Source organism: Streptomyces sp. PKA51 (assembly GCF_057552455.1).
Genome location: NZ_BAAJPZ010000003.1, coordinates 43690 through 67481 on the forward strand (window position 1 = coordinate 43690; position 23792 = coordinate 67481).

General features: G+C 74.7%; 18 protein-coding genes. 15 read left to right on the plus strand and 3 right to left on the minus strand.

Annotated elements, in window-relative coordinates:
- Positions 1-51 precede the first annotated feature (51 nt).
- A complete protein-coding gene (locus AC27L3_RS05265; RefSeq protein ID WP_487232849.1) occupies positions 52-1218 on the plus strand; it encodes an acyl-CoA dehydrogenase family protein in 1167 nt (388 codons plus the stop codon).
- Positions 1219-1369: 151 nt separating this feature from the next.
- Here the strand turns inward: AC27L3_RS05265 and AC27L3_RS05270 are convergent, their stop codons facing one another.
- Positions 1370-1810, minus strand: coding sequence for a cell division protein SepF (locus tag AC27L3_RS05270; RefSeq protein ID WP_344438067.1), 441 nt, complete (start codon positions 1808-1810; stop codon positions 1370-1372).
- 274 nt (positions 1811-2084) lie between these two features.
- On the opposite strand from AC27L3_RS05270, the gene AC27L3_RS05275 reads away from it, so the two are divergent.
- The 8 genes from AC27L3_RS05275 (at position 2085) to AC27L3_RS05310 (ending at position 12263) form a co-directional block, all read left to right on the plus strand.
- Entirely contained in the window at positions 2085-3326 is a 1242-nt protein-coding gene (locus AC27L3_RS05275) for a DUF5685 family protein (protein ID WP_487232850.1), read from the plus strand.
- A 368-nt stretch (positions 3327-3694) separates the two neighbouring features.
- Positions 3695-5617 (plus strand): FAD/NAD(P)-binding protein, encoded by a 1923-nt coding sequence (locus AC27L3_RS05280; RefSeq protein ID WP_487232851.1) that lies wholly within the window; start codon positions 3695-3697, stop codon positions 5615-5617.
- A 48-nt stretch (positions 5618-5665) separates the two neighbouring features.
- Positions 5666-6709: an LLM class flavin-dependent oxidoreductase gene (locus tag AC27L3_RS05285; RefSeq protein WP_487232852.1), complete on the plus strand. Its 1044-nt coding sequence runs from the start codon at positions 5666-5668 to the stop codon at positions 6707-6709.
- A complete protein-coding gene (locus AC27L3_RS05290) occupies positions 6706-8004 on the plus strand; it encodes an LLM class flavin-dependent oxidoreductase (protein ID WP_487232853.1) in 1299 nt (432 codons plus the stop codon). Before AC27L3_RS05285 ends, AC27L3_RS05290 begins: the two co-directional genes overlap by 4 nt.
- A gap of 5 nt (positions 8005-8009) precedes the next feature.
- Complete coding sequence (locus AC27L3_RS05295; protein ID WP_487232854.1) at positions 8010-8816, plus strand: DUF1684 domain-containing protein; 807 nt, start codon at positions 8010-8012, stop codon at positions 8814-8816.
- A 265-nt stretch (positions 8817-9081) separates the two neighbouring features.
- Entirely contained in the window at positions 9082-9996 is a 915-nt protein-coding gene (locus AC27L3_RS05300) for a S1 family peptidase (protein WP_487232855.1), read from the plus strand.
- 195 nt (positions 9997-10191) lie between these two features.
- Positions 10192-11106 (plus strand): slipin family protein, encoded by a 915-nt coding sequence (locus AC27L3_RS05305; protein WP_487232856.1) that lies wholly within the window; start codon positions 10192-10194, stop codon positions 11104-11106.
- Between the two features lie 263 nt (positions 11107-11369).
- The gene (locus tag AC27L3_RS05310; protein WP_487232857.1) at positions 11370-12263 is read left to right on the plus strand and encodes a S1 family peptidase; all 894 of its coding nucleotides are present in this window, start codon (positions 11370-11372) and stop codon (positions 12261-12263) included.
- A 78-nt stretch (positions 12264-12341) separates the two neighbouring features.
- Here AC27L3_RS05310 and AC27L3_RS05315 read toward each other — a convergent pair whose 3' ends face one another.
- On the minus strand, positions 12342-12791 hold the full coding sequence (locus AC27L3_RS05315; RefSeq protein WP_487232858.1) for a subtilase-type protease inhibitor: 450 nt from the start codon (positions 12789-12791) through the stop codon (positions 12342-12344).
- A 450-nt stretch (positions 12792-13241) separates the two neighbouring features.
- Positions 13242-14282: a YhgE/Pip domain-containing protein gene (locus AC27L3_RS05320; RefSeq protein WP_487232859.1), complete on the minus strand. Its 1041-nt coding sequence runs from the start codon at positions 14280-14282 to the stop codon at positions 13242-13244.
- 267 nt (positions 14283-14549) lie between these two features.
- Between AC27L3_RS05320 and AC27L3_RS05325 the strand changes: the two genes are divergently transcribed.
- The 6 genes from AC27L3_RS05325 (at position 14550) to AC27L3_RS05350 (ending at position 23650) form a co-directional block, all read left to right on the plus strand.
- Positions 14550-17975, plus strand: coding sequence for a DNA polymerase III subunit alpha (locus AC27L3_RS05325; RefSeq protein ID WP_487233167.1), 3426 nt, complete (start codon positions 14550-14552; stop codon positions 17973-17975).
- An 89-nt stretch (positions 17976-18064) separates the two neighbouring features.
- Positions 18065-19120, plus strand: a complete 1056-nt coding sequence (locus AC27L3_RS05330) for a DNA polymerase Y family protein (protein ID WP_487232860.1) — start codon at positions 18065-18067, stop codon at positions 19118-19120.
- A 181-nt stretch (positions 19121-19301) separates the two neighbouring features.
- Positions 19302-20201, plus strand: a complete 900-nt coding sequence (locus tag AC27L3_RS05335) for an esterase/lipase family protein (protein ID WP_487232861.1) — start codon at positions 19302-19304, stop codon at positions 20199-20201.
- Between the two features lie 78 nt (positions 20202-20279).
- Positions 20280-20798, plus strand: a complete 519-nt coding sequence (locus AC27L3_RS05340) for a ribonuclease FAU-1 family protein (RefSeq protein ID WP_487232862.1) — start codon at positions 20280-20282, stop codon at positions 20796-20798.
- A gap of 4 nt (positions 20799-20802) precedes the next feature.
- Positions 20803-22317 carry a carboxyl transferase domain-containing protein gene (locus AC27L3_RS05345; RefSeq protein WP_487232863.1) on the plus strand — a complete coding sequence of 505 codons (1515 nt, stop codon included), beginning with the start codon at positions 20803-20805 and terminating at the stop codon, positions 22315-22317.
- Between the two features lie 112 nt (positions 22318-22429).
- On the plus strand, positions 22430-23650 hold the full coding sequence (locus AC27L3_RS05350; RefSeq protein ID WP_487232864.1) for an ATP-grasp domain-containing protein: 1221 nt from the start codon (positions 22430-22432) through the stop codon (positions 23648-23650).
- Positions 23651-23792 lie beyond the last annotated feature (142 nt).

A 23792-nucleotide genomic window follows, 5' to 3' on the forward strand; every position in this document is an offset into this window, starting at 1 on the left:
TAACGTCGTCGGCGCACTCGAAGATCACGCCCGCATCCGCCGGAGGCCCTCGTGTTCGACGCCCACGACCCGCTCGGGATCGACGACCTGCTCGGCGACGAGGACCGCGCCATCCGCGACGCCGTACGGCAGTGGGCCCGCGAGCGCGTGCTGCCGCACGTCGCCGAGTGGTACGAGCGCGGCGAGGTCCCCGCCCGCGAACTGGCCCGTGAGCTCGGCGCCCTCGGCGCCCTCGGCATGCAGCTCACCGGCCACGGCTGCGCGGGGGCGAGCGCGGTGCAGTACGGCCTGGCCTGCCTGGAGGTCGAGGCCGCCGACTCCGGCATCCGCTCCCTGCTGTCCGTCCAGGGTTCCCTGGCGATGTATGCGATCCACCGCTTCGGCTCGGAGGAGCAGAAGCAGCAGTGGCTGCCGGCCATGGCCACCGGCGAGGTGATCGGCTGCTTCGGGCTCACCGAGCCGGACCACGGCTCGGACCCGGGCGGCATGCGGACGTACGCCAAGCGCGACCCCGGCGGCGACTGGGTGCTGACGGGCCGCAAGATGTGGATCACCAACGGCTCGGTGGCCGGCGTGGCGGTCGTCTGGGCGCGCACGGACGAGGGCGTCCGCGGCTTCCTCGTACCCGCCGGCACCCCCGGCTTCTCGGCCCCGGAGATCCGGCACAAGTGGTCGCTGCGCGCCTCGGTCACCAGCGAGCTGGTGCTGGACGAGGTGCGGCTGCCGGCCGACGCGGTGCTGCCGGAGGCCACCGGCCTGCGCGCCCCGCTGGGCTGCCTGAACCACGCCCGGTACGGGATCGTGTGGGGCGCGATGGGCGCCGCGCGCACCTGTTTCGAGACGGCGCTGGAGTACGCGCGCACGCGCGAGCAGTTCGGCAGGCCCATCGGCGGCTTCCAGCTGACGCAGGCCAAGCTGGCCGACATGGCGGTGGAGCTGCACAAGGGGATCCTGCTGGCCCACCACCTGGGGCGGCGGATGGACGCGGGGCGGTTGCGGCCGGAGCAGGTGAGCTTCGGCAAGCTCAACAACGTGCGGGAGGCGATCGAGATCTGCCGTACCGCCCGGACGATCCTCGGCGCCAACGGGATCTCGCTCGAATACCCCGTCATGCGCCATGCGACGAACCTGGAGTCGGTGCTGACCTACGAGGGCACCGTGGAGATGCACCAGCTGGTGCTGGGCAAGGCGCTCACCGGCCTCGACGCGTTCCGGTGAGCGGCTTGCCCCTCAGAGCCGGTCGGCTCCGGTTGCCGTGCTCGCCCGGGGGGCACCCCTCGGACCCCCGGCGGGCTTTGCCGCCTCAGCTCTGGTTGCTGTGCTCGCCCGGGGGGCACCCCCCGGACCCTCGGCCGGCTTTGCCGCCGCCTCAGCTCTGGTTGAAGAAGCCGCCGTTCGAGCGGCCCACGGGCTCGCCGCTGACGACCTGGTAGTCGGCCGGGGTGAGGAGGAACACCCGGTTGGCCACGCGTTCGATCGAGCCGCGCAGGCCGAAGGTCAGTCCGGCGGCGAAGTCCACCACCCGCTTGGCGTCGCTGGGCTCCATGCTCGTGAGGTTGACGATGACCGGTACGCCGGCCCGGAACAGCTCGCCGATGCCCCGGGCGTCCCGGAATCCGTCGGGGGTGACCGTGGCGATGCGGGTGCCCTGCTCCTGGGCGACCTCGTCGGCCACCCGGACCTTGGGGTTGGTCACCCAGGAGTCGCCGGGCCCCTCGTCGGAATCCTCTTCGTAGCCGCCGTAGTAGCCCTCGTCATCGCTGTCGTCGACGAGGCCAAGCCAGGCACTCGCCTTGCGCACCGATCCCATGGACGCCTCCTCTCACACGCGGTGTGTTCCGCCCGCTCCTCTATGGTCGTCCATGATGCGGATGATGTGCCAAGTGGATGGCGGCCATGCGGGGATTTCGTGACGCATCTGGTGCAAAGCGGGTGGCGGTGCGTCAGAAACTCCTATGAGTGGACCGCAGGCGCTGGACCTGGGCATATGCGGCATCGTGCGGGCGAGCGGGCTCCGCCCCGGAACGATTGTCCCCGGTGACTAGGATGCCCGGGCGCATCGACACCACACACGGGGGCACGTTTTGTTCGGGATCATCAGGCCATGCCGTCACCGGCTCTCCGAGAGCATGCGGACGGAGTGGATGGCGCATCTTTGCGGTTTGTGTCTGGCACTCAGGGGCGACCACGGTCAGTTTGCTCGAATAGCAACCAACTACGACGGTCTGGTCATATCGGTACTCGTCGAAGCCCAGTCCGCGGCACCCGCGCCCGGCGGCGCCGGTTCGTGGCGGCGTACGGCCGGGCCCTGCCCGCTGCGCGGCATGCGTTCGGCGCCGGTCGCCCAGGGCGAGGGGGCCAGGCTGGCCGCCGCGGTCTCGCTCGTCCTGGCCTCGGCCAAGATGCGCGACCATGTCGCCGACGGCGACGGCGTGTTGGCACGCCGCCCCGTCGCCGCGGCGGCGCGCCGCGTCGCCGCCGGCTGGGATCGGGCGGGCGCCCGTACGGGAGCGGAACTCGGCTTCGACACCGCCGTCCTGGTGGAGGCGGTGGAGCGGCAGTCCGGCCTGGAGGCGCTGGCCGGCCCGGGCACCTCGCTGCTGGCCGTCACCGAGCCCACGGAGACCGCCACCGCCGCCGCGTTCGGCCACACCGCCGTCCTGGCCGGCAGGCCGGGCAACCGGGCGCCGCTGGAGGAGGCGGGCCGGCTCTTCGGCCGGCTCGCGCACCTGCTGGACGCCGTGGAGGACCTGTCCGAGGACGCCCGCACCGGGGCGTGGAACCCCATCGCCGCCACCGGCACCGCACTTGAGGACGTGCGGCGGTTGTGCGACGACGCGGTGCACGGCGTGCGGCTCGCGCTGCGCGACGTGGAGTTCGCGAGCAGGAGCCAGGGCCGGCTCGCGCACCTGCTGCTGGCGCACGAGCTGGACCGGGCCGTGGACCGGGCGTTCGGGACGACGTCCGGCGGCACCTGTGCCGTACGACACGAGGGAGCCGTACGGCACGAGGGGGCGACCCCCGAGGCCGCGTTCGGACCGCCGCCGGTGATGCCGCCGCCGCCCGCACCGCCGCAGCCGCCGCGCCGCAGGCGCGGGCTGATCGCCGGCTGCGCGGTGTGGACGCTCATGTTCTGCTCGTGCCAGGTGTGCTGCAAGGACCCCTACGACGACCCCTGGACGGGGCAGCCGCGCGAGGGCTGGTGCGCCAAGTGCTGTGACAACTGCGATGGAGGCGACTGCAACGGTTGCGACGGGTGCTGCGATTGCTGCAACTGCTGTGACGGTTGCGATTGCTGCGACGGCTGCTGCTGCGACGGTTGCTGACCGCGCAGCGGAGAGCGAGGGGAGGGGTGCGGCCACGGGCCGCGGGCGCGAAGGCGGCGGGAGACGCCGCGCGGGGCGGCGTCAGCCCGTGCAGGAAGCCGTACAGGAGGCGGACCACACCCGACCGAAGTCGATGTGGTCCCGGGTGACCAGCCGCAGCCGTGAGCGCATGGCGCAAGTGGAGCAGGCATCCGCTTGTGCCGTCAACCGCCGTCCCGCCGCTGTGAGACGGGCCGTTCACAGTGCGGGACGCGGTTGACAGCCCACCCGCGCCCCGCCGTAGCCTCGGCACCCGGCCGTGCTGAGGGGCGCGGCCCGCGCGAAGGCGACCGACCACCCGTCCGGTCCCGCACCCACGGAGCCTTCGCATGCCCGCGCACCCCTTACGCCCGGCCGCAACCCCCCGCCTCGCCCTCGTCGGCATGGGCCCCCGCGGCACCGGCCTCCTCGAACGCCTCGCCGCCAACGCGCCCGGCCTCCTGCGTGGTTCGCCGCTCGAGCTGCACCTGATCGACCCGTACCCGCCCGGCGGCGGGCGCATCTGGCGGCGCGAGCAGTCCCCGTTGCTGTGGATGAACTCCCATGCCGAGGACGTCACCATGTACACCGACGAGAGCGTCGCCTGCGCCGGACCGGTGCGGCCCGGCCCCTCGCTCGCCGAGTGGGCGGCGCTCGTGCGGGACGGCGGACCGGGTGCGGAAACGATCCGCCTCGATCCGGGCACGGCCGCCGAGGCCCGGGCGCTGCGCCCCCGCGACTTCGCCGGCCGCCGCCTGCAGAACGCCTACCTGTCCTGGGTGTACGAGCGCGCCGTCGCCGCCCTGCCGCCCGGCATCACCGTCCACCGGCACCGCCGCCGCGCCGTCCGCCTCGACCGGGCGCCCGACGGCCGGCAGCGCCTGTGGCTGGACGGCGCCGCCGCACCCCTGCTCGCCGACGCCGTCGTCCTGTGCCTCGGCCACCTCGACGCCGCACCCGACCCCGCCCAGCAGGCCCTTGCCCGCTTCGCCGCCGCCCACGACCTGACCTACCTGCCCCCGCAGTTCACCGCCGACAGCGACCTGCGCGCACTGCGCCCCGGCGAACCCGTCCTCGTACGCGGCCTCGGCCTCGCCTTCACCGACCTGATGGTCCTGCTCACCGAGGGCCGCGGGGGCCGCTTCACCCCCGACGGCCCCGGCCGCCTCGCGTACCGCCCCTCCGGCCGCGAACCCGTGCTGTACGCCGGGTCGCGGCGCGGCGTGCCCTACCGGGCGAAGATCGGCTACCCCTGGGACGGCGGACCGCTCACGCCGCCCCGCTTCCTCGGCCCCGCCCAGGCCGAGCAACTGCGCCGGCTGCCCCGGGACCCCGGCCTCCACCGCGACCTGCTGCCGCTCGTCGCCAAGGACCTGGGACACGCCCACTACCACCGCCTGTTCACCGCCCACCCCGAACGCACCCGCACCACCTGGAGCGACTTCGCCGAGACGTACGCCGCGAGCCCGCCCGGCAGCGCGGAACTCGACGCCCTGGTGGCGGCGTCCGTGCCCGACCCCGCCGACCGCTTCGACCTCGCCGCGCTCGACCGGCCGCTCGGGCCGCGCACCTTCCCCGGCACCGCCGCCCTGCAGGAGGCGGTGCGCACCCACATCGAGGCCGACATCGCCCGCCGCGACGACCCGCGGCACAGCGCCGACTTCGCCGTCTTCCTCGCCCTGCTGTCCCTCTACGGACAGCTCGGCAGCGCCGGCGGGCCCGCGTGGCACGGCTTCTTCAGCTACCTCGCCTCCGGGCCGCCCGCGCCGCGGCTGCGGCAACTCGTGGCACTCTCGCGCGCCGGAATCGTCCACTTCCTGGGCGCGGACGCCGTCTTCACGACGGACCGGGGAAGCGGCGTCTTCCGCGCGCACGCCGCGAGCGTGCCCGGGCACGTGGTGCGGGCGCGGGCCCTGGTCGAGGCGCGCGTGCCGGAGCCGACCGTGGAACGGTCCCGGGACCCGCTGCTGCGGAGCCTGGCGGCGAAGGCCACCGGGCGCGGACTGCTCGCCGTCGACCCCGCCGACGGGCGGGTGCGGGCGGGGCTCTACGCGCTGGGGCCCTTCACGGACGCGGGCGGCACGGGGGCGGCGTTCGCCCGGCCGGGGACGAACGCGGTGGCGTTCCGCCAGAACGATGCGACGGCGAGGGCGGTGCTTGCGGTGCTGGGTGGGGGAGTTGTTCCCCGCCCCCGCCCTTTCACCGTTTCCGAGGGGGCTGCCGCCCCCTCGCACCCCCGCCCCGGGGCTCCGCCCCGGGCCCCGGCGGGCTGACACGTGCACCTGGTTGTGCCCACCCCCCGTACCCACCGAGGAGCTCCCATGCCGCACCCCACCCGTCCCCTGCACCTCGCCGTCGCGCTCGACAACGTCACCTCTCCCACCACGGCGGAGTCGTACGTGCGTGCCGCCCGGCTCGCCGAGCGGGGCCGGTTCGACTTCGTCACCCTCGACGACTCCTTCGCGGTCCCCGGCCGCGGTCGCGGCCGGCTCGACGCGCTCGCCGTGCTGGCGCGCGTCGCGCCCGTCACCGAGCGGATCGGGCTGGTGCCCACCGTCACCACCACCCACACCGAGCCGTTCCACGTGTCGTCCGCCGTGGCCACCCTCGACTGGGTCAGCCGGGGCCGGGCCGGGTGGCAGGTGGGGGTCTCCTCCTCCGAGGCCGAGGCGCGTGTCTTCGGGCGCCGGTCCGCGCCGTCGCCCGCCGAGGCGTGGCGGGAGGCGGACGCGGTCGTCGACGTCGCCGCCCGGCTGTGGGACAGCTGGGAGGACGACGCGGAGATCCGCGACGCGGCCACCGGTCGCTTCGTCGACCGCGACAAGCTGCATCACGTCGACTTCGAGGGACCCGGCTTCCGCGTGCGCGGCCCGGCGATCGTGCCGCGGCCACCGCAGGGCCATCCCGTGGTCGTGGTCGACGCGACCGCCCCGCAGGCCCGGGAGGCCGCGGTCCGGCGCGCCGACGTGGCGTGCATACGCCTGCCCCGCACGCGGGGCGCCGACCGGGTGCGGGCCGCCGCGCAGGACTTACGGCGCCGGGCCGGCGCCCACGGGCGGGATGCGGGGGCGCCGGCCGGGCGCCTCGTCGTCCTCGCCTCGCTGCCGGTGGCGCTGCACACGTCCGCCGATGCCGTGGCGCTGGCCTCGTTGCTCGGCTCCTGGTACGCGGACGGCGTGGCCGACGGCTTCCACTTGAGGCCCGAGCGGCCCGACCGCGACCTGGCGCTGCTGGTGGACGCGACGGTGCCGGTCCTGCAGCACCGGGGTCTGCTGCGGGTGTTCTATCCGGGTGCCACGTTGCGCGAGCACCTGTGCCTGGCCCGTCCCGCCAACCGTTACGCCCGCACGGGGGAGTCCGCATGAGCCGGCACCTGCATCTGGCCGCCCACTTCCCGGGCGTGAACAACACCACCGTCTGGCAGGATCCCCGGTCGGGCAGGGGCAGTCAGATCGACTTCTCCTCCTTCGCGCACATGGCGCGCGTGGCGGAGCGGGGCCGGTTCGACTTCTTCTTCCTCGCCGAGGGGCTGCGGCTGCGCGAGCACAAGGGCGCCGTGCACGACCTGGACGTGGTCGGCCGGCCCGAGTCGGTCACGGTGCTCGGTGCGCTGGCCGCCGTGACCGAGCGCCTGGGGCTGGCCGCGACGGTCAGCGCCACCTTCAACGAGCCCTACGAACTCGCCCGCCGCCTGGCGTCGCTGGATCACCTCAGCGCCGGCCGGGCGGCCTGGAACGTGGTGACGACCTCCGACGCCTTCACCGGCGAGAACTTCCGGCGCGGCGGCTACCTCGACCACGCCGAGCGCTATACCCGCGCCGCCGAGTTCCTCGCCCTGGCCCGTGGGCTGTGGGACTCCCGGGCGCCCGGCGGCGGGGGCCGCCCCTTCGCCCACCGGGGGCGGCACTTCACGGTCTCCGGCGAGTTCGACGTGCCTCGTTCGCCGCAGGGGCATCCCGTGGTGATCCAGGCCGGCGACTCGGGGGAGGGCCGGGAGTTCGCCGCCTCGGCCGCGGATGTCGTCTTCACCCGGTACGGCACCATGGAGGCCGGCCGCGCCTTCTACGCCGACGTCAAACGGCGCCTGGCCGCGTACGGCCGGCGGCCGGAGCAGCTGAAGATCATGCCGGGGGTGACCTTCGTGCTCGGCGACACCGCGGCCGAGGCCCAGGAGCGGGCGCACGCCCTGCGCGAGCAGCAGGTCTCCCCGCAGACCGCGCTGCTGACGCTGGAACAGGTCTGGGGCCGCGACCTGTCGGACCTCGACCCCGACGGGCCGCTGCCGACGTGCGACCCCGATCCGCAGGGCCGGCTCTTCCAGGGCCGGGTGGCCCTGGGCGACCCCTTCGCCGTCGTCGCCAAGTGGCGTGCGCTGGCGGAGGCGAAGGGCCTGTCCGCCCGGCAGACCGTCATCGAGGCGACGGGCCGTCAGTCGTTCATCGGCACGCCGCAGCAGGTGGCGCATGCGATGGCGGAGTTCGTGGCGGCCGACGCCGCCGACGGGTTCATCCTCGTCCCTCAGCTCGTCCCGGGCGGGCTCGACGAGTTCGTCGACCGCGTGGTGCCGCTGCTGCAGGAGCGTGGCGTCTTCCGCGAGGAGTACACGGGCTCGACACTGCGGGACCACCTCGGGCTGGAGGTGCCGGTGTGGAAGGGTTGACCGTCATGAGCACGAGCGAGGCGCACCGGCAGTGGCGGGAGTGGTGCGAGCAGCGCACCGGGACGGTCGCGGCGCCGTACGGGCCGCCGGCCCTCACCGGGACGCACTGGCTCCCGGAACTTCCGGACGGGCGGATTCCGGCCATTCCCGGGCACTGGACCGAGGCGCCCGAGGGGGACGGGGTGCTGCTGCGCGCCCGCAGCGAGGACGGTCTGGTGGTGGACGGCAAGCCGTTCACCGGCGAGACCGTGCTGGCCGCGGACCCCTCCCCGGAAGCCGCCCGGGTCGCCTCCGGCGCGCGGAAACTGCTGGTCATGCACCGCGAGGGGGTGTGGGCGGTACGCGTCTTCGACCCGGACTCCGCCCGCCGCCGGGCGTTCGCCGGCATCGACGTCTTCCCCTACGACGAGCGCTGGGTGCTGCCGGGGCGCTTCCGCCCGTACGAGCGCGACCAGCGGATCACCGTGGAGAACGCCGACGGGCGCGCGCGGGGCCTGGCCCTGGCCGGCGAACTGGTCGTCGGCCCCGTCGGCGTCCTGGACGGCCGGGAGTTCACGCTGCGGATGGCGGCGGAGGCCGACGGCGCGCTGTGGGGCGTCTTCGCCGACGGCACCAGCGGGGTGTCCGGCTACCGTTTCCGCTTTCTGCGGCCGGGCGTCCCGGACGCCGACGGCGCGCTGACCGTCGACCTCAACCGCGCCCTGCTGCCGCCGTGCGCCTTCGCCGACCACTTCATCTGCCCCCTCCCGCCGCCCGGCAACCGGCTGCCGTTCGCCGTCGAGGCGGGGGAGCGGAACCCGCTCGCACGCTGATGCGTCGAACCGCCGGACGGGGCCGCCCCCGCCGTGGACGGGGGCGGCGTCCCGCGGACCCCGGCGGCGGGAGAGGCGGCCGGGGCGCTTCGGTGTGCGCGGGGGCGCGTCCGAAAGGAGCCCTTGCGCCGCGCGGTGCAGCGACCGAATACTCCCGAACAGCGCTTGTCAGGGGCACGGCGAAAAACGGAATGTGCCGTGCCCTTCGGCCGCGCCTCACGGGCCCGCCCACCGCGGACCCCCGACCCCACTCGGGAGGACATACGTGAGGATCAGGCGCACCACCCCCCGCAGCACCACCGCCCGGCGCGCCCGGGTCACCGCCGTCGCAGCCGGCCTCCTGGCCGCCTCCGCACTCGTCTCCACCCAGGCCCGGGCCGAGCCCGCCGCCACCACGAGCGCGGCGGCGCTCACCGCCGCGGCCTCGGCCGTCGAGACCGCCGACGTTCCCGGCACCGCCTGGTACGTGGACGACACCGGCCGCACCCTCGTCGTCACCGCCGACGCCACCGTCCCCGCCGCCGGACTGGAACGGATCAGACATCAGGCGGGCCGGGCAGCCGGCGCCATACGCATCGAGCGCACCCCCGGCACCTTCCGCCCACTCCTCGCGGGCGGCGACGCGATCTACGCCCCCACCTGGCGCTGCTCCCTGGGCTTCAACGTGCGCAAGGGCAGCACCTACTACTTCCTGACCGCCGGCCACTGCACCCAGGGCAAGCCCGCCTACTACGCCAACGCCGGCCACACCACCAGCATCGGCCCCACCACCGGCACCAGCTTCCCCGGCAACGACTACGGCATCGTGCAGTACACCAACGGCTCGCTGCCGCATCCCAGCGAGGTCGACCTCTACAACGGGCGCACCCAGCGCATCACCGCCGCCGGCAACGCGAGCGTCGGCCAGAGCGTCCAGCGCAGCGGCTCCACCACCAAGGTGCACGGCGGCAAGGTCACCGGACTCAACGCCACCGTGAACTACGGCAACGGCCAGATCGTGCGCGGCCTGATCCAGACCAATGTGTGCGCCGAACCGGGCGACAGCGGCGGCGCGCTCTTCGCCGGCTCCACCGCCCTCGGCCTGACCTCCGGGGGCAGCGGAAACTGCACCTCGGGCGGCACGACCTTCTTCCAGCCGGTCACCAAGGCGCTCAGCGCCTACGGGGTGAGCATCTTCTGACCCTTCCGACCCCTTCCCACCCTTCCAACCCTTCCGACCTGACCGCGAGCGTGCATTCCGCCCTTCCCCACGCCCGCCTGCGGCCAGCAGCAGGCCGAGCCCCCGGCATCCGCGCCGGGGGCTCGACCGTGCCCCGGCACGGGCATACCGTGGACGTAACAGCGGACCTTGTACGCATGTACGCAGGGGGTCGAGATGCTCGAAGACCTCGTGGTGGCGTTGGTGGCGGCGGGATCGGCCGGGCTGGTGTCCCTGCTGGCCTCGGCGCGGGTGGTCAAGCAGTACGAGCGCGGCGTCGTGCTGCGGCTCGGGCGGCTGCGCTCGCAGATCCGGCAACCCGGCCTCACTCTGATCGTTCCGTTCGTCGACCGCCTGCGCAAAGTGAACATGCAGATCGTCACGATGCCCGTGCCCGCCCAGGAGGGCATCACCCGTGACAACGTCACCGTCCGGGTGGATGCGGTCGTCTACTTCAAGGTCGTCGACCCCGCCGAGGCCGTCATCCAGGTCGAGGACTACCGCTTCGCGGTCTCCCAGATGGCCCAGACCTCGCTGCGCTCGATCATCGGCAAGAGCGACCTGGACGACCTGCTCTCCAACCGCGAGAAGCTCAACCAGGGCCTGGAGCTGATGCTCGACAGCCCCGCCGTCGGCTGGGGCGTCCACATCGACCGGGTCGAGATCAAGGACGTCTCCCTGCCCGAGACCATGAAACGCTCCATGTCGCGGCAGGCGGAGGCCGAGCGCGAGCGGCGGGCCCGCGTGATCAACGCGGACGCGGAGCTGCTGGCGTCGAAGAAGCTCGCGGAGGCCGCGGCGACGATGTCCGCCCAGCCGTCCGCGCTGCAGCTGCGGCTGCTGCAGACGATCGTGGCCGTCGCGGCGGAGAAGAACTCCACGCTGGTGCTGCCCTTCCCGGTGGAGCTGCTGCGCTTCCTGGAGCGGGCGGGCCGTGCGGCGCCGGAGGCCGCGCAGCGGCCGGAGACGGAGCCCGCGGCGCCGCCGGTGCGGGGGCCGGTGCCGGTGGAGCCGGTGCCGCTGGAGTTCGGGCATGTGGAGGCGGGGCGCCCGCAATCCGAGGAGACCGAGGCGAATATCGGACACGCCTGAGAGGACGTCGGTCCTCACCACGCCGGACGGGCTGCCCTGCAGCCCGTCCGGCGTCGTGAGGACGCCAGGCGTACGCCCACGGCGCGCGCATGGGCATGCGCGCGACCGGAAGTCGCCCTTGTGCACTCCCTTGCCCGGTCGGGACACTCGACGGACCAACTTGGCATGGACGCGACCTCCAACGGGGGTGCGGCTGTGTCGTTCGTCCTCCGGGCCCGGCCGATCCCGACCGACGGGTCCCACCCCCCACTGGAGGTGCCGAGTTGAAGATCCGTCGGTTGCCCGTGCGGGCCGTCCTGGCGGGAGCGGCGGCCGCCGTGCTGGCCGCCCTCACCCTCGCCCCGCACCCCGCCGTGGGGGCACAGCCGTGGCAGGCGCGGTTGGAGGAGGCCCGGCGCACGCTGGACGCGCGGGCGGCCATTCCCGGCACCGCGTGGATGACCGACCCGAGAACGCACCGCGTCGTCGTGACCGCCGACAGCACTGTCAAAGGGGCGAAGCTGGCCCGGTTGAAGGAGGTCGCCTCCGGTCTCGGCGAGGCGGTCACGGTGCGCTCGATCCCCACCCGGCTCACCCGTTACCTCGCCGGGGGCGAGGCGATCTGGGGCGGCTCGGCCCGCTGCTCCGCCGGGTTCAATGTGGTCAAGGACGGCCGGCCGTACCTGCTGACCGCGGGCCACTGCGGCAAGGCCGCGAACGTCTGGGCGGCGGTCCGCGGCGGGGCGCAGATCGCGAAGACCGTCGCCGCCACGTTCCCCGGGCACGACCACTCCCTCGCCGAGTACACCGCCGGTGTCGCGCATCCCGGTGCGGTGATGCTCTCGGGCGGCCGTACGCAGGCGATCCGGCAGGCCGCCGCGGCGCACGTCGACGAGCCGGTCTCCCGCAGCGGGTCGACCACCGGCGTGCACACCGGCAAGGTCACCGGTCTCGACGTCACCGTCAACTACCAGGAGGGCCGCGTCGACGGGCTGATCCGTACCGACGTCTGCGCGGAGCCCGGCGACAGCGGCGGCCCGCTCTTCGACGGCGACAAGGCGATCGGCCTGACCTCCGGCGGCAGCGGCAACTGTACGCAGGGCGGGGAGACGTACTATCAGCCGGTGCCCCAGGCGCTGCTGGCCTACGGGGCGTCCCTGGAGACGGGTACGGGCTGACGGCGGACCGGCCCCCACGAACAGCGGCCCCCGGACACACCTCCACGGTGTCCGGGGGCCGCGCCCACGCCGGGCCGGTCAGAACTCGAAGACCAGGCCCTTGCCCGCCTTCAGCTCGCACGGGTTGGCGAAGGTGTGCTCGAAGTTCACCCGGCGGCCCTCCCACACGCCCTGGGCGGTGACCACGCTCGGGTTCCACTCACGGGTGCAGAACGTACCCTCCTTGACCTGGGTGATCTTGGTGAAGTCACCGCCGGCCTGGCGCAGTTGCGCACAGGCGCCCTGGGTGTTCGGGTGAGTGCCGCTGGGCTTGGGCGTACAGGTGAGCGTCACTGCACGCTGTACGCCCGAGGCGACCGAGGAGTCGCCCTGGCCGATGGTCAGTACGAGCGCTGAGGGCGCGTACAGACTCTGCGTCTGTGCCGCGGGTATGGGCGTGGGGGCGGCGCTCGCCGACGTTCCGGCTGCCATCAGGCCGCCCAGCGCCACCGCGGCTCCCAGCGCGAGTCCCCCAGTGATGTACCGCATTCCGAACACTCCCTTGCTCGTGGCTGCAGATAACGGACGGCAGTCTTGCTCAACTCGTGCATGAACGCACTCTCATCGAACACTTTCAGTCGTGGTCCGAGGACCCTGTGTAGTGGAGTGGCATGGCTGGATTCCTGCCCGCTCCTGTGGCCGGACGATCTCCCCGGGGCGTCGCGCGAGTGCTGGGGGTGCGCTCGCGCCCGGCTTGGGAGGGAAGCGGGGGAAGCAATGTTTCAGGCGTGTTGACCTGCAAGGATTCCTTGAAATCTCTGACGGATTATCAAATGAACCTGAGAAAACATGACTTCTGGCGGCGTTGACCATTGGATCCAAAGCTCTGCGCGTCGGCCCGCGGCGACCTCGCGCGCTCCGGCCGAAAAGGGCGCGCCCGGTTGCCCGTGCGACGGCCGGGGTGGTCGTGGCGTGCCCCAGCAATGACCGAAGACCGCTCTAACCGACCGTTCGGTCTGTCGTTCCGCGCGAGCGCCGCACGGCGAGGCCCAGGGCGACCAGCGTGCCCGCCACCGCCCATCCGGACAGCACCAGCAGCGGGCAGGTCAGCCCGTTGCCGTGGAAGTACGCGACGGAGCGCGCCGACCAGGTGCCGGCGCCCGGGGGCAGCGCCGGGCCGATGGCCCGCCAGAACGGCGGCAGCAGGGGGTAGGGGTAGGCGCCGCCCGCGCTGGGATTGCCCAGCACCACCACCAGCGCGATCGCCAGCCCGATGCCCACCACCCCCGCCAGTCCCTGCAGGGCGAGGGTGAGCGCACCGACCGCGAAGACCGTCAGGGCGCCCAGCCCCCACAGCCCCGGCAGGCTGCCGGGCAGCGCGTCCAGCACCGGCCCGGCGATCACCGCGCCCAGCAGCCCCGCCACGAGGGCGTAGAGGGCGAGGACGCCGAGCCGGATCAGTGCGCGGTGGGTGTTGGCGGGCCGCGCCCCGGCGCTGATGGCGAGGATCGCGGCGCACAGGTAGCCGCCCACGCACCAGCCCACCGCCAGGTAGAACGAGGTCAGCCCCCGGGCGTCGCCGGCCGCCGCCGGGGCCACGTCGACCACCTTCAGCGCGCGCTGCTGGGCCTGCTCGACCCGGGTGAGCACCGCCTCGGTGGCCTGGGCGAGCGAGGCCCCGGCCCCGCCGGCGACCAGGAGGGTGTCGGTGGTGCCGCGCGGTTCGACGACCAGCGCGGCGTCCAGCTCCCGCTCGCCGATCCGGCGGCGCGCCGTCGCCTCGTCGGGCACCGCGGTGGGCTCCAGCGGGTGTCCGGGCAGCGCCCCCAGCTGCTGCACCACCTGTGCCGCCACCGGGGCGGGCGCGACCACGCCGAGGGAGACGTCCGCCGGCTTCGGCCGGTGGAAGGCGCCGACGTAGGAGGCGATGAACGCCAGCTGCAGCACCAGGGTGCCGATCACCAGGGCGGCCGCCCGGCCCGTGACCGCGCTGCGGACCTCCCCGAGGAACCGGGGGGTGCCGCCGGGGTCGTGGACCATGCGCCGCTCCTTGCTCGCTGCCGTCGCTCCCGCCGCCCAGCCTGCGATCGCGGGCGGCCGTGCGCAGGCCGGGCGGGCCGTTCGGGTGGCCGGAGGCGGTCGAAGGCAGGCCGCACACGGGATTCGTACGAACGTTCGAGAAGTGGTTTATGGTGGTGACAGGGAGGGCGAAAGGATTCGGCCATGGAGTGAGCGCGAGCGGCAGGAGGTGCGACGGCTGTGGCGGTCCCCGCGTTCACACACCTGCACACCGCCTCGGGCTTCTCGATGCGCTACGGCGCCACCCACCCCGAGCGGCTGGCCGAGCGCGCCGCCGAGCGCGGCCTGGACGCGCTCGCCCTGACCGACCGCGACTCCCTGGCCGGCGCCGTGCGCTTCGCCCGGGCCGCGGCCCGGGCCGGGGTGCGCCCGCTGTTCGGCGTGGACCTCGCCGTACCCGACCCGCTGCCCGAGCCCGGACCGGCCGGAACGCGCCGCCGCACCCCCGCACGCGGCGGGGCCTTCGTCGACGAGTCCGCCCCCCGCGCCGTCTTCCTCGCCCGCGACGGCGCCCGCGGCTGGGCCGCCCTGTGCGGCCTGGTCTCCGCCGCCCACGCCGGCGCCGCCGAACGCCCCGCGCTGACCCGCACCGACCTGGCCGGCGCCGCCGCCGGCCTGCGCACCCCGCTGACCGTGCTGCTCGGCCCCGGCTCCGAGGTCGGCCGCGCCCTGGCCGCCGGCCGCCCCGACCGCGCCGCCCGGCTGCTCGCACCCTGGCGGGAAATGTTCGGTGACGCCCTGCGGCTGGAGGCCGTCTGGCACGGTCGCACCGGCACCGGCCCCGGCTCCCTGCGGCTCGCCGCCCGCACCGTCGGCTTCGCCGCCGACCAGGGGGTCCGCGCCGTCCTGACCAACGCCGTCCGCTACGCCGACCCCGGCCAGGGACCCGTCGCCGACGTCCTGGACTCCGCCCGCCTCCTGGTGCCCGTCGACCCCCGCCGGCCCGAGCACCACGACGGCGGCGAACGCTGGCTCAAGGACGGCGCCCGCATGGCCGACGTGGCCGTCCGCATCGCCGAGGCCGCCGGCCAGGGCCGCACCGGCGCCCACCGGCTGCTCGCCGCCACCGAGGAGAGCGCCGCCGCCTGCCTGGTCGACCCCGAGGACGACCTGGGCCTGGGCTCCGTCCACTTCCCCGAGCCCCACCTCGTCGGCGCCGACCGCCGCACCGCCGCCCGCGTGCTGCGCTCCCGCTGCGCCGCCGCCATGGTCCGCCGCGGCCATGACCGCGACCGCCGCTACTGGGACCGGCTGGAGGAGGAGCTCGCCATCATCGAGCAGCGCGGCTTCCCCTCGTACTTCCTGACCGTCGCCCGGGTCGTCGACGACACCCGCGCCCTCGGCATCCGCGTCACCGCGCGCGGCTCCGGCGCCGGCTCCCTCGTCAACCACCTGCTCGGCATCGCCCACGCCGACCCCGTCGCCCACCACCTGCTGATGGAGCGCTTCCTGTCCACCCGGCGGGCCGCGCTGCCCGACATCGACATCGACGTCGAGTCCGCCCGCCGCCTGGAGGTCTACCGCGCGATCTTCGAACGCTTCGGCGAGGACCGCGTCGCCACCGTCTCCATGCCCGAGACCTACCGCATCCGGCACGCGATCCGCGACGTCGGTGCGGCCCTCGGCATGGCGCCGGCCGAGGTCGACCGGCTCGCCAAGGCCTTCCCCCACATCCGCGCCCGCGACGCCCGCGCCGCCCTGGCCGAACTGCCCGAACTGCGCGCCGTCGCCGCCGAGGACCACGGGCGGCTGTGGGAACTCGTCGAGGCCCTCGACGGGCTGCCCCGCGGCATCGCCATGCACCCCTGCGGCGTTCTGCTCTCCGACGCCTCGCTGCGGGCCCGCACCCCCGTCGTGCCGACCAGCGGCGAGGGATTTGCGATGTCGCAGTTCGACAAGGACGACGTCGAGGACCTCGGACTGCTCAAGCTCGACGTCCTGGGCGTGCGGATGCAGTCCGCCATGGCCCACGCCGTCGCCGAGATCCACCGCGCCACCGGCCGCCGCATCGACCTCGACGACCCCGCGCAGGTGCCGCCGGGCGACCCGCGGACCTACCGGCTCATCCGCTCCGCCGAGACACTCGGCTGCTTCCAGATCGAATCGCCCGGCCAGCGGGACCTGATCGGCCGGCTCCAGCCCGAGAGCTTCCACGACCTCGTGGTCGACATCTCCCTCTTCCGGCCCGGCCCCGTCGCGGCCGACATGGTCCGCCCCTTCATCGCCGCCCGGCACGGCCGCGCCCCCGCCCGCTACCCGCACCCCGACCTCGCCGAGACCCTCGGCGAGACCCACGGCGTGGTCGTCTTCCACGAGCAGATCATCGAGATCCTGCGCATCATGACCGGCTGCGACCGCGGCTTCGCCGACGAGAGCCGCCGCGCCCTGTCCGACCCCCGTCTGCAGGGCCGGGTACGGGCCTGGTTCGAGGCCAGGGCCAAGGAGCGCGGCTACACCGACGAGGTCGTCCGGCGCACCTGGGAGATCGTCGAGGCGTTCGGGGCGTACGGCTTCTGCAAGGCCCACGCCGTGGCCTTCGCCGTGCCCACCTACCAGTCCGCCTGGCTCAAGGCCCACCACCCCGCGGCCTTCTACGCCGGACTGCTCACCCACGACCCCGGCATGTACCCCAAGCGGCTGCTGCTCGCCGACGCGCGGCGGCACGGAGTGCCGATCCTGCCGCTGGACGTGAACCGCTCGGGCACGGCCTATTCGATCGAACTGATGTCCGATGGGAAGTGGGGGCTCCGGCTCGCCCTGTCCGAGGTCCAGGGCATCGCCAAGGCCGAGGCCGAACGCATCGCGGCCGGCCGCCCCTACACCTCCCTGCCCGACCTGTGGCAACGGGCCCGGCCCGCCCGCCCCGTCGCCGAACGCCTCGCCCGCGTCGGCGCGCTCGACGCCTTCGGCACCAACCGGCGCGACCTGCTGCTGCACATCGCCGAACTCCACCACGGCGGACGGCACGCGGGCGCCGGCGCGGCCCAGCCCACCCTCGTCGACAGCGCCCGGGCCGAACCCATCGGCCTGCCCGACCTCGACGCCCGCGAACGCCTCGGCGCCGAACTCGACATCCTCGGCATGGACACCTCGCGCCACCTGATGACCGACCACCGGCAGTTCCTCACCGAGCTCGGCGTCACCCCGGCCCGACGGCTGCGCGACGCCCGCCACGGCGAAACCGTGCTGGTCGCCGGGGCCAAGGCCGCCACCCAGACCCCACCGGTACGCTCCGGCCGACGCGTCATCTTCACCACCCTCGACGACGGCACCGGCCTCGTCGACTGCGCCTTCTTCGACGACAGCCACGCGACGTGCGCCCACACCGTCTTCCACTCCTGGCTGCTGCTCGTCCGCGGCGTGGTGCAGCGGCGGGGACCGCGCAGCCTGAGCGTGGTGGGGGCGGCGGCGTGGGACCTCTCCGCGCTGCTGCGCGTGCGGAAGGAAGGGGGCCTGGGGGCGGTGGCCGAGCTCCTCGCCGCCCCCGCGGACGCCACGGACGAGGCCCGGGCCGCCGGGCGCGGATCCGAGCGGCGCATCGAGATGCCCACCGGCTACGAGATGCACCCGTGGGCCGACCTCCGCCCGCCGGGCGAAGGCGCGCCCACGGGGCGCAAGCTGTGGCATGCGAGCCAGGGGAGTGCGGGCCGATGACTGCGCGCCGGCTTTCCGTGGTCCCGGCTGCCGGCGCGGAGCCCCGGCAGCCGGGACCGGGGGCGAAGCTCCCCCCGCGGCGCAGCCGCATGCCGATACCGCCGGGAAGGGGCGGGGCGGGGGAGGAGACCGCCACCCCCACCACTCTCTACGTGCACTTCCACCCCGCCCGGGCCCGCAGCGTCCTCGACGAGGAGACGTTCGACGGGCTGGTCGGGCTGCTCGCCGAGGTCACGCCCGTCGTGCAGGTCGTGCCCCCCGACGCCGCCCTCATGGACGTCCGCGGCGCCGTGCGCTACTTCGGGCACGATCCGGTCGAGCTGGCCGATCTGGTGCGCGTGCGCACCCTCGCCCGTTACGGCGTCGACTGCACGATCGGCATCGCGGCCAACCCCATGCTCGCCCGCATGGCGGCGCAGGACGGCCCCGCGGGGGCCGTGCGCGCCCTTGCGGAGGGGGATGCGGCGGCCGCCGCGTTCCTGGCGGACAAGCCCGTCGCCGCCCTGTACGGCGTGGGCCCGGCCACCGCCCGTACCCTGCGCACGTACGGCCTGGACACGGTCGGCCGGGTCGCGGCCGCCCCGGTGTCCGCCCTGCAGCGCATCCTCGGCGCGGCCGCCGGGCGGCGGTTGCACGAGCGGGCGCGCGGCATCGATCCGACGCCCGTGACGCCCGACGCCCGTGCCGTCTCCCTCGGTGCCGAGCACCGTTTCCGCGCCGACGAGCTGGATCCGGAGCACCGGCGCCGTGCGCTGCTGGCGCTCGCGGACGGGCTGGGTGCCCGGATGCGGGCGGGCGGGCAGGTGGCGCGGGCCCTGAAGCTGACCGTGCGGTACGCGGACGGCTCGTCCAGCACGCGGTCCCGGGCGTTCGCCGAGCCGACCGCGCACGGTCCGGAGCTGATCGCCGCGGCGTACGCGCTGCACGAGGCGCTGGCCCTGCAGCGGGCCCGGGTGCGGGCGGTGGCGCTGCGGGCGGAGGGGGTGGGCGACGGGCGGTCGGCCGCGCATCAGCTGACGTTCGATCCGGCCGACGAGAAGGCGCGCCGGGTGGAGGCGGCGATGGACCGGGCGCGGGCGCGCTTCGGTGCGGGGGCGGTGGGGCCGGCCGCGGCGCTGGACGTGCGGGAGCCGGGCGCGGCGTAGCCGTTCCGGCAGGGCCGTCCTTTTCCGGCCATGGCCGGAAAAGATCAACTCCTGGGCCGATTGCTGGAATTCCTGTCCTTTTTCTTGACGTCCACGTGAACGGCCCGCACCCTACTCGAAAGTAAGTTTACGCCCCCGTAACTTAACGGGGGTAACTCCTCCTGCCGAAAAAGGAGTTCCCGTGCGCCTTCGCCATGCCCGATGGAGATGTGCCGCCCCCCTCCGGGCCCTTCTCGCCGCCCTCGCCCTGACCCTGGCCGTCGTCGCGACACCGCAGGTCGCAACGGCCGCCCCGGCCGGCACCCGCACGGCCGGCGCGGTCGGCAGCGGCTGGAACGACTACACGTGCAAACCGTCCGCCGCCCATCCCCGCCCCGTCGTCCTCTCCCACGGAACCCTCGGGAACTCCGTCGACAACTGGCTCGCGCTCGCCCCGTATCTGACCGCCCGGGGCTATTGCGTCTTCTCCCTCGACTACGGCCAGCTCCCCGGCGTCCCGCTCTTCCACGGCCTGGGCCCCGTCGCGGATTCGGCCGGTCAACTGGCCCGGTACGTCGACAAGGTGCTCGCCGCCACCGGCGCGAAGAAGGTCGACATCGTCGGCCACTCGCAGGGCGGCATGATGCCCCGCTACTACCTGAAGTTCCTCGGCGGCGCCCCCAAGGTCAATTCCCTGACCGCCGTGGCCCCCACCAACCACGGCACCACCCTCAGCGGCCTGACCAAGCTCATGGACGCCGTCCCCGGCGCCCGCGCCGCCATCGGCGGCACCGCACCGGGCCTGACCGACCAGGCCGTCGGCTCGGACTTCCTGCGCCGGCTCAACGAGGGCGGCGACACCGTCCCGGGCGTGCACTACACCGTCATCGCCACCCGCTACGACGAGGTCGTCACGCCCTACACCTCCGGCTTCCTCAGCGGCCCCGACGTGCGCAACGTGCTCCTGCAGGACCTGTGCCCGATCGACATCTCGATGCATGTGACCATCGGCACGATCGACCGGGTGGTCTTCCACGAGATCACCAACACCCTCGATCCCGCCCGTGCCACGCCCTCGACCTGCGCGTCGATGCTGAGCTGAGCACTGCTGACACGCCGGCGTAAATCGCTGGCCCCTTCGCCCGGCGCGGGAGAGGCTGCCCCCGTGAACACACCTCCCATGAACACGCACCCCTCTCTCGCCCCGGGCACCACCGCGACCATCGTGCTGACCAAGGCCGGCAAGGAGAAGGTCCGCTACCCGGCACAGGTCCTCCACGACGACGGCACCCATCTCGCCGTACGCGCCCCGTGGGCCGGGCCGCCCGTGCGGGACTTCGGCTTCGTCCGCTTCGAGCAGGGCGACGTCTTCACCGAGCACTACTGGCGCGACCGCTGGTTCTCCGTCAAGGAGGTGCGGCAGGCCGACGGCTCGCTCAAGGGCTGGTACTGCGACATCACGCGCCCCGCCGGCGTCACGGTCGGCCAGGTCGTCGTCGAGGACCTCGACCTGGACCTGTGGGTCTCCGCCGACCGGGCCACCGTACTGCGGCTGGACGAGGACGAGTTCGCCGCCAGCGGCCTGGCCGAGCGGGATCCGCAGGCGGCGGACGCGGCCGCGCGGACGCTGGACGAACTGGAGGCCCTGGTGCGCGCCGGCGACCTCGACGACCTGCTCGGCGGGCCCGTGGCAGGCTGACCGCATGACCGAGCGCAGCAGACCGGCACCCGTGCCCGCCCTCGACCTGATCCGCGCCGCCGTGGACCCCGGCAGCTGGCGGCCCTGGGACGAGCCCGTCGACGTCACCACCGAGGACCCCGCCTACCGCGCCGACCTGCTCGCCGCCCGCGAGCGCACCGGCCTGGACGAGTCCGTCGTCACCGGCGAGGGGCGGGTGCACGGCCGCCGGGTGGCCGTCGTGGCCTGCGAGTTCCGCTTCCTGGCGGGATCGATCGGGGTCGCGGCGGGGGAGCGGCTGGTACGGGCCGTGGAACGGGCGACGGCCGAGCGGCTGCCGCTGCTGGCCGCACCCGCCTCCGGCGGCACCCGCATGCAGGAGGGCACCGTCGCCTTCCTGCAGATGGTCAAGGTGGCCGCCGCCATCACCGACCACAAGGCCGCCGGGCTGCCCTACCTGGTCTACCTGCGCCACCCCACCACCGGCGGAGTGCTGGCCTCCTGGGGATCCCTCGGCCACCTCACCGCGGCCGAACCCGGCGCCCTCATCGGCTTCCTGGGCCCGCGGGTGCACCAGGCCCTGTACGGCGAGGAGTTCCCGCCCGGCGTGCAGGTCGCCGAGAACCTGCTGGCCAACGGCCTGGTGGACGCCGTGCTGCCGCCCGCGGAGCTGCCGGCGACCGCGGCCCGGGCCCTGGCCGTCCTGTGCGACCGGGACACCCCCGCCGTCACCGCGCCGCCCGCGGCGGCCGGCACCGGCGGCCCCGTCCCGTCCACCGAGGAGTCGATCCGGCGCTCGCGCGAGAGCGGGCGCCCCGGCGTACGGGAACTGCTGAAGGCCGCCGCCACCGACGTCACCCTGCTCAGCGGCACCGGAGCCGGGGAGCGCGACCCCGGCCTGCTGCTGGCCCTCGCCCGCATCGGCGGCACCCCCTGCGTCGTCCTCGGCCACGACCGCGGCACCCGCACCACCCCGACGGCCCCCGGGCAGGCCCTGGGCCCCGCCGGGCTGCGCGCCGCCCGGCGCGGCATGCGCATCGCCGCCGAACTCGACCTGCCCCTGCTCAGCGTCGTCGACACGGCCGGCGCCGCGCTGTCGAAGGAGGCCGAGGAGGGCGGGCTCGCCGGCGAGATCGCCCGCTGCCTGGCCGACCTGGTCAACCTCCCCGCACCCACCCTGTGCCTGCTGCTCGGCCAGGGCGCCGGCGGTGCCGCACTCGCCCTGCTGCCCGCCGACCGCGTGGTGGCCGCCCGGCACGCCTGGCTCTCGCCGCTGCCGCCCGAGGGCGCCTCGGCGATCCTGCACCGCACCACCGACCGGGCCCACGAGGTCGCCGCCCGCCAGGGCGTGCGCTCCGCGGACCTCTTGGCGAACGGGATCGTGGACCGCATCGTGGAGGAGGACGCAGAGGGCGCGGACTTCCTTTCGGACCTCGGCCGGGTGATCGGAGCGGACATGGCTGCTCTCAGGGCGGGCGACCGGCACGACCGGCTGCGGGCACGGCGCGCCCGCTACCGGCGGCTCGGCACCACCGGCTGACCCGCCGGGCCCCCGCCGCCCCGCCCCGCCGCGCGCCCGCGCACCCCGCCCCGCGCCGGCCCCTCGGACGTACGCGCCCTCGTACCCCGTCGGCCGACCGAAAGGTGCCCCCGTGCGGCTGCATCTTCTCGCGCTCAACCCCACCGACTCCGTCACCGAGGGCTACCTGCCCGCCGCCGCCCGCCTCGGGCTCGCCGTCACCGTGCTCACCGACCGGCCCGAGGCGCACCGGCGCGCCCACGCCCGGCACACGGCGGCGGGCCGCGCCCCGCTGCCCCCGCTCGACGTCCTCGCCTGCGACGTCACCGACTTCCGCGCCTGCATCGCGGCCATCGCCGCCCTCGGCCGGCCCGACGCCGTCTTCACCAACAGCGACCACCTCCAGGTGCAGGCCGCCCTCGCCGCCGCCTACTTCGGCCTGCCCGGCAAGGACTGGCGCGCCGCCCTGCGCGCCAAGAACAAGGCCGAGCTGCGCCGCGCCCTGGCCGCGGGCGGCCTGGACGCCGTCCGCTGCGCCGAACTGCCGCCCGGCCGGGACCCGCGCACGCTCACCGGCCTGCCCTTCCCCTGCGTGCTCAAGCCGCGCGAGGGCGTGGCCAGCGAGGACGTCGTCCTGGTGGGCGACGCCGCCGAACTGGCCGCCCGGGTGCACGAGATACGCGCCCGCCGCCCCGGGGACACCCTCGTCGCCGAGGAGTACCTGACCGGCCCCCTGCAGAGCCTGGAGACCCTCGGCGACGGCACCGCCCTGCACCTGCTCGCCGCCTTCCGCGCCACCCTCTCCCCGCCGCCCCACTTCGTCGAGGAGCGCATGGACCTGCTGCCGGCGCTCCCGCAGCCGCACAGCGCCCACGTCGCGGCGCAACTGCAGGCGCTGGGCATCGGCTTCGGCGCCTGCCACACCGAGTACGTCGCCCAGGGCGGGCGTGCCCGCATCATCGAGGTCAACTACCGCTCCATCGGCGACCATTGCGACCTCGCCCTCGCCGAGGCCCTCGACCTGCCCTACTTCGACCTCGTCCTGCGCGTGCATCTCGGCGAGATGCCGCCCCTGCCCGCGGGTGCGGCGGGGTGCGCAAGGCGGGTACGTATCGAGTACGTGTGCGCCGGGCGCGGCGGCACCCTCAAGGCCGCGCCCGGGCCGAGCGAGACCGAGCGCGACGGCGTCCGGCTGGTCTACCGGCCGCTGCGCGAGGTCGGCGAGGAGCACCCGCATCACCGCACGAACCGCGACTACCTGGGGGTGCTGCGGGCGACCGGTACCGACGAGGACCGGATCGACCGCGCCGTCGCGGCATTCCTGGCCGCACGGCGATGGGAGATCGTCCCATGAGCACCGCCACCACGCCCGCCCGGTGCACGGCCTGCGCCCTCGCCTTCGAACGCGCCCGCTTCGGCCGCGGAACGCCCGGCGGACGGCTCGGGCTCCTGCGCCCCGCCGCGCGCTGACCGCCCGCGCACCGACGGCCCGCCCC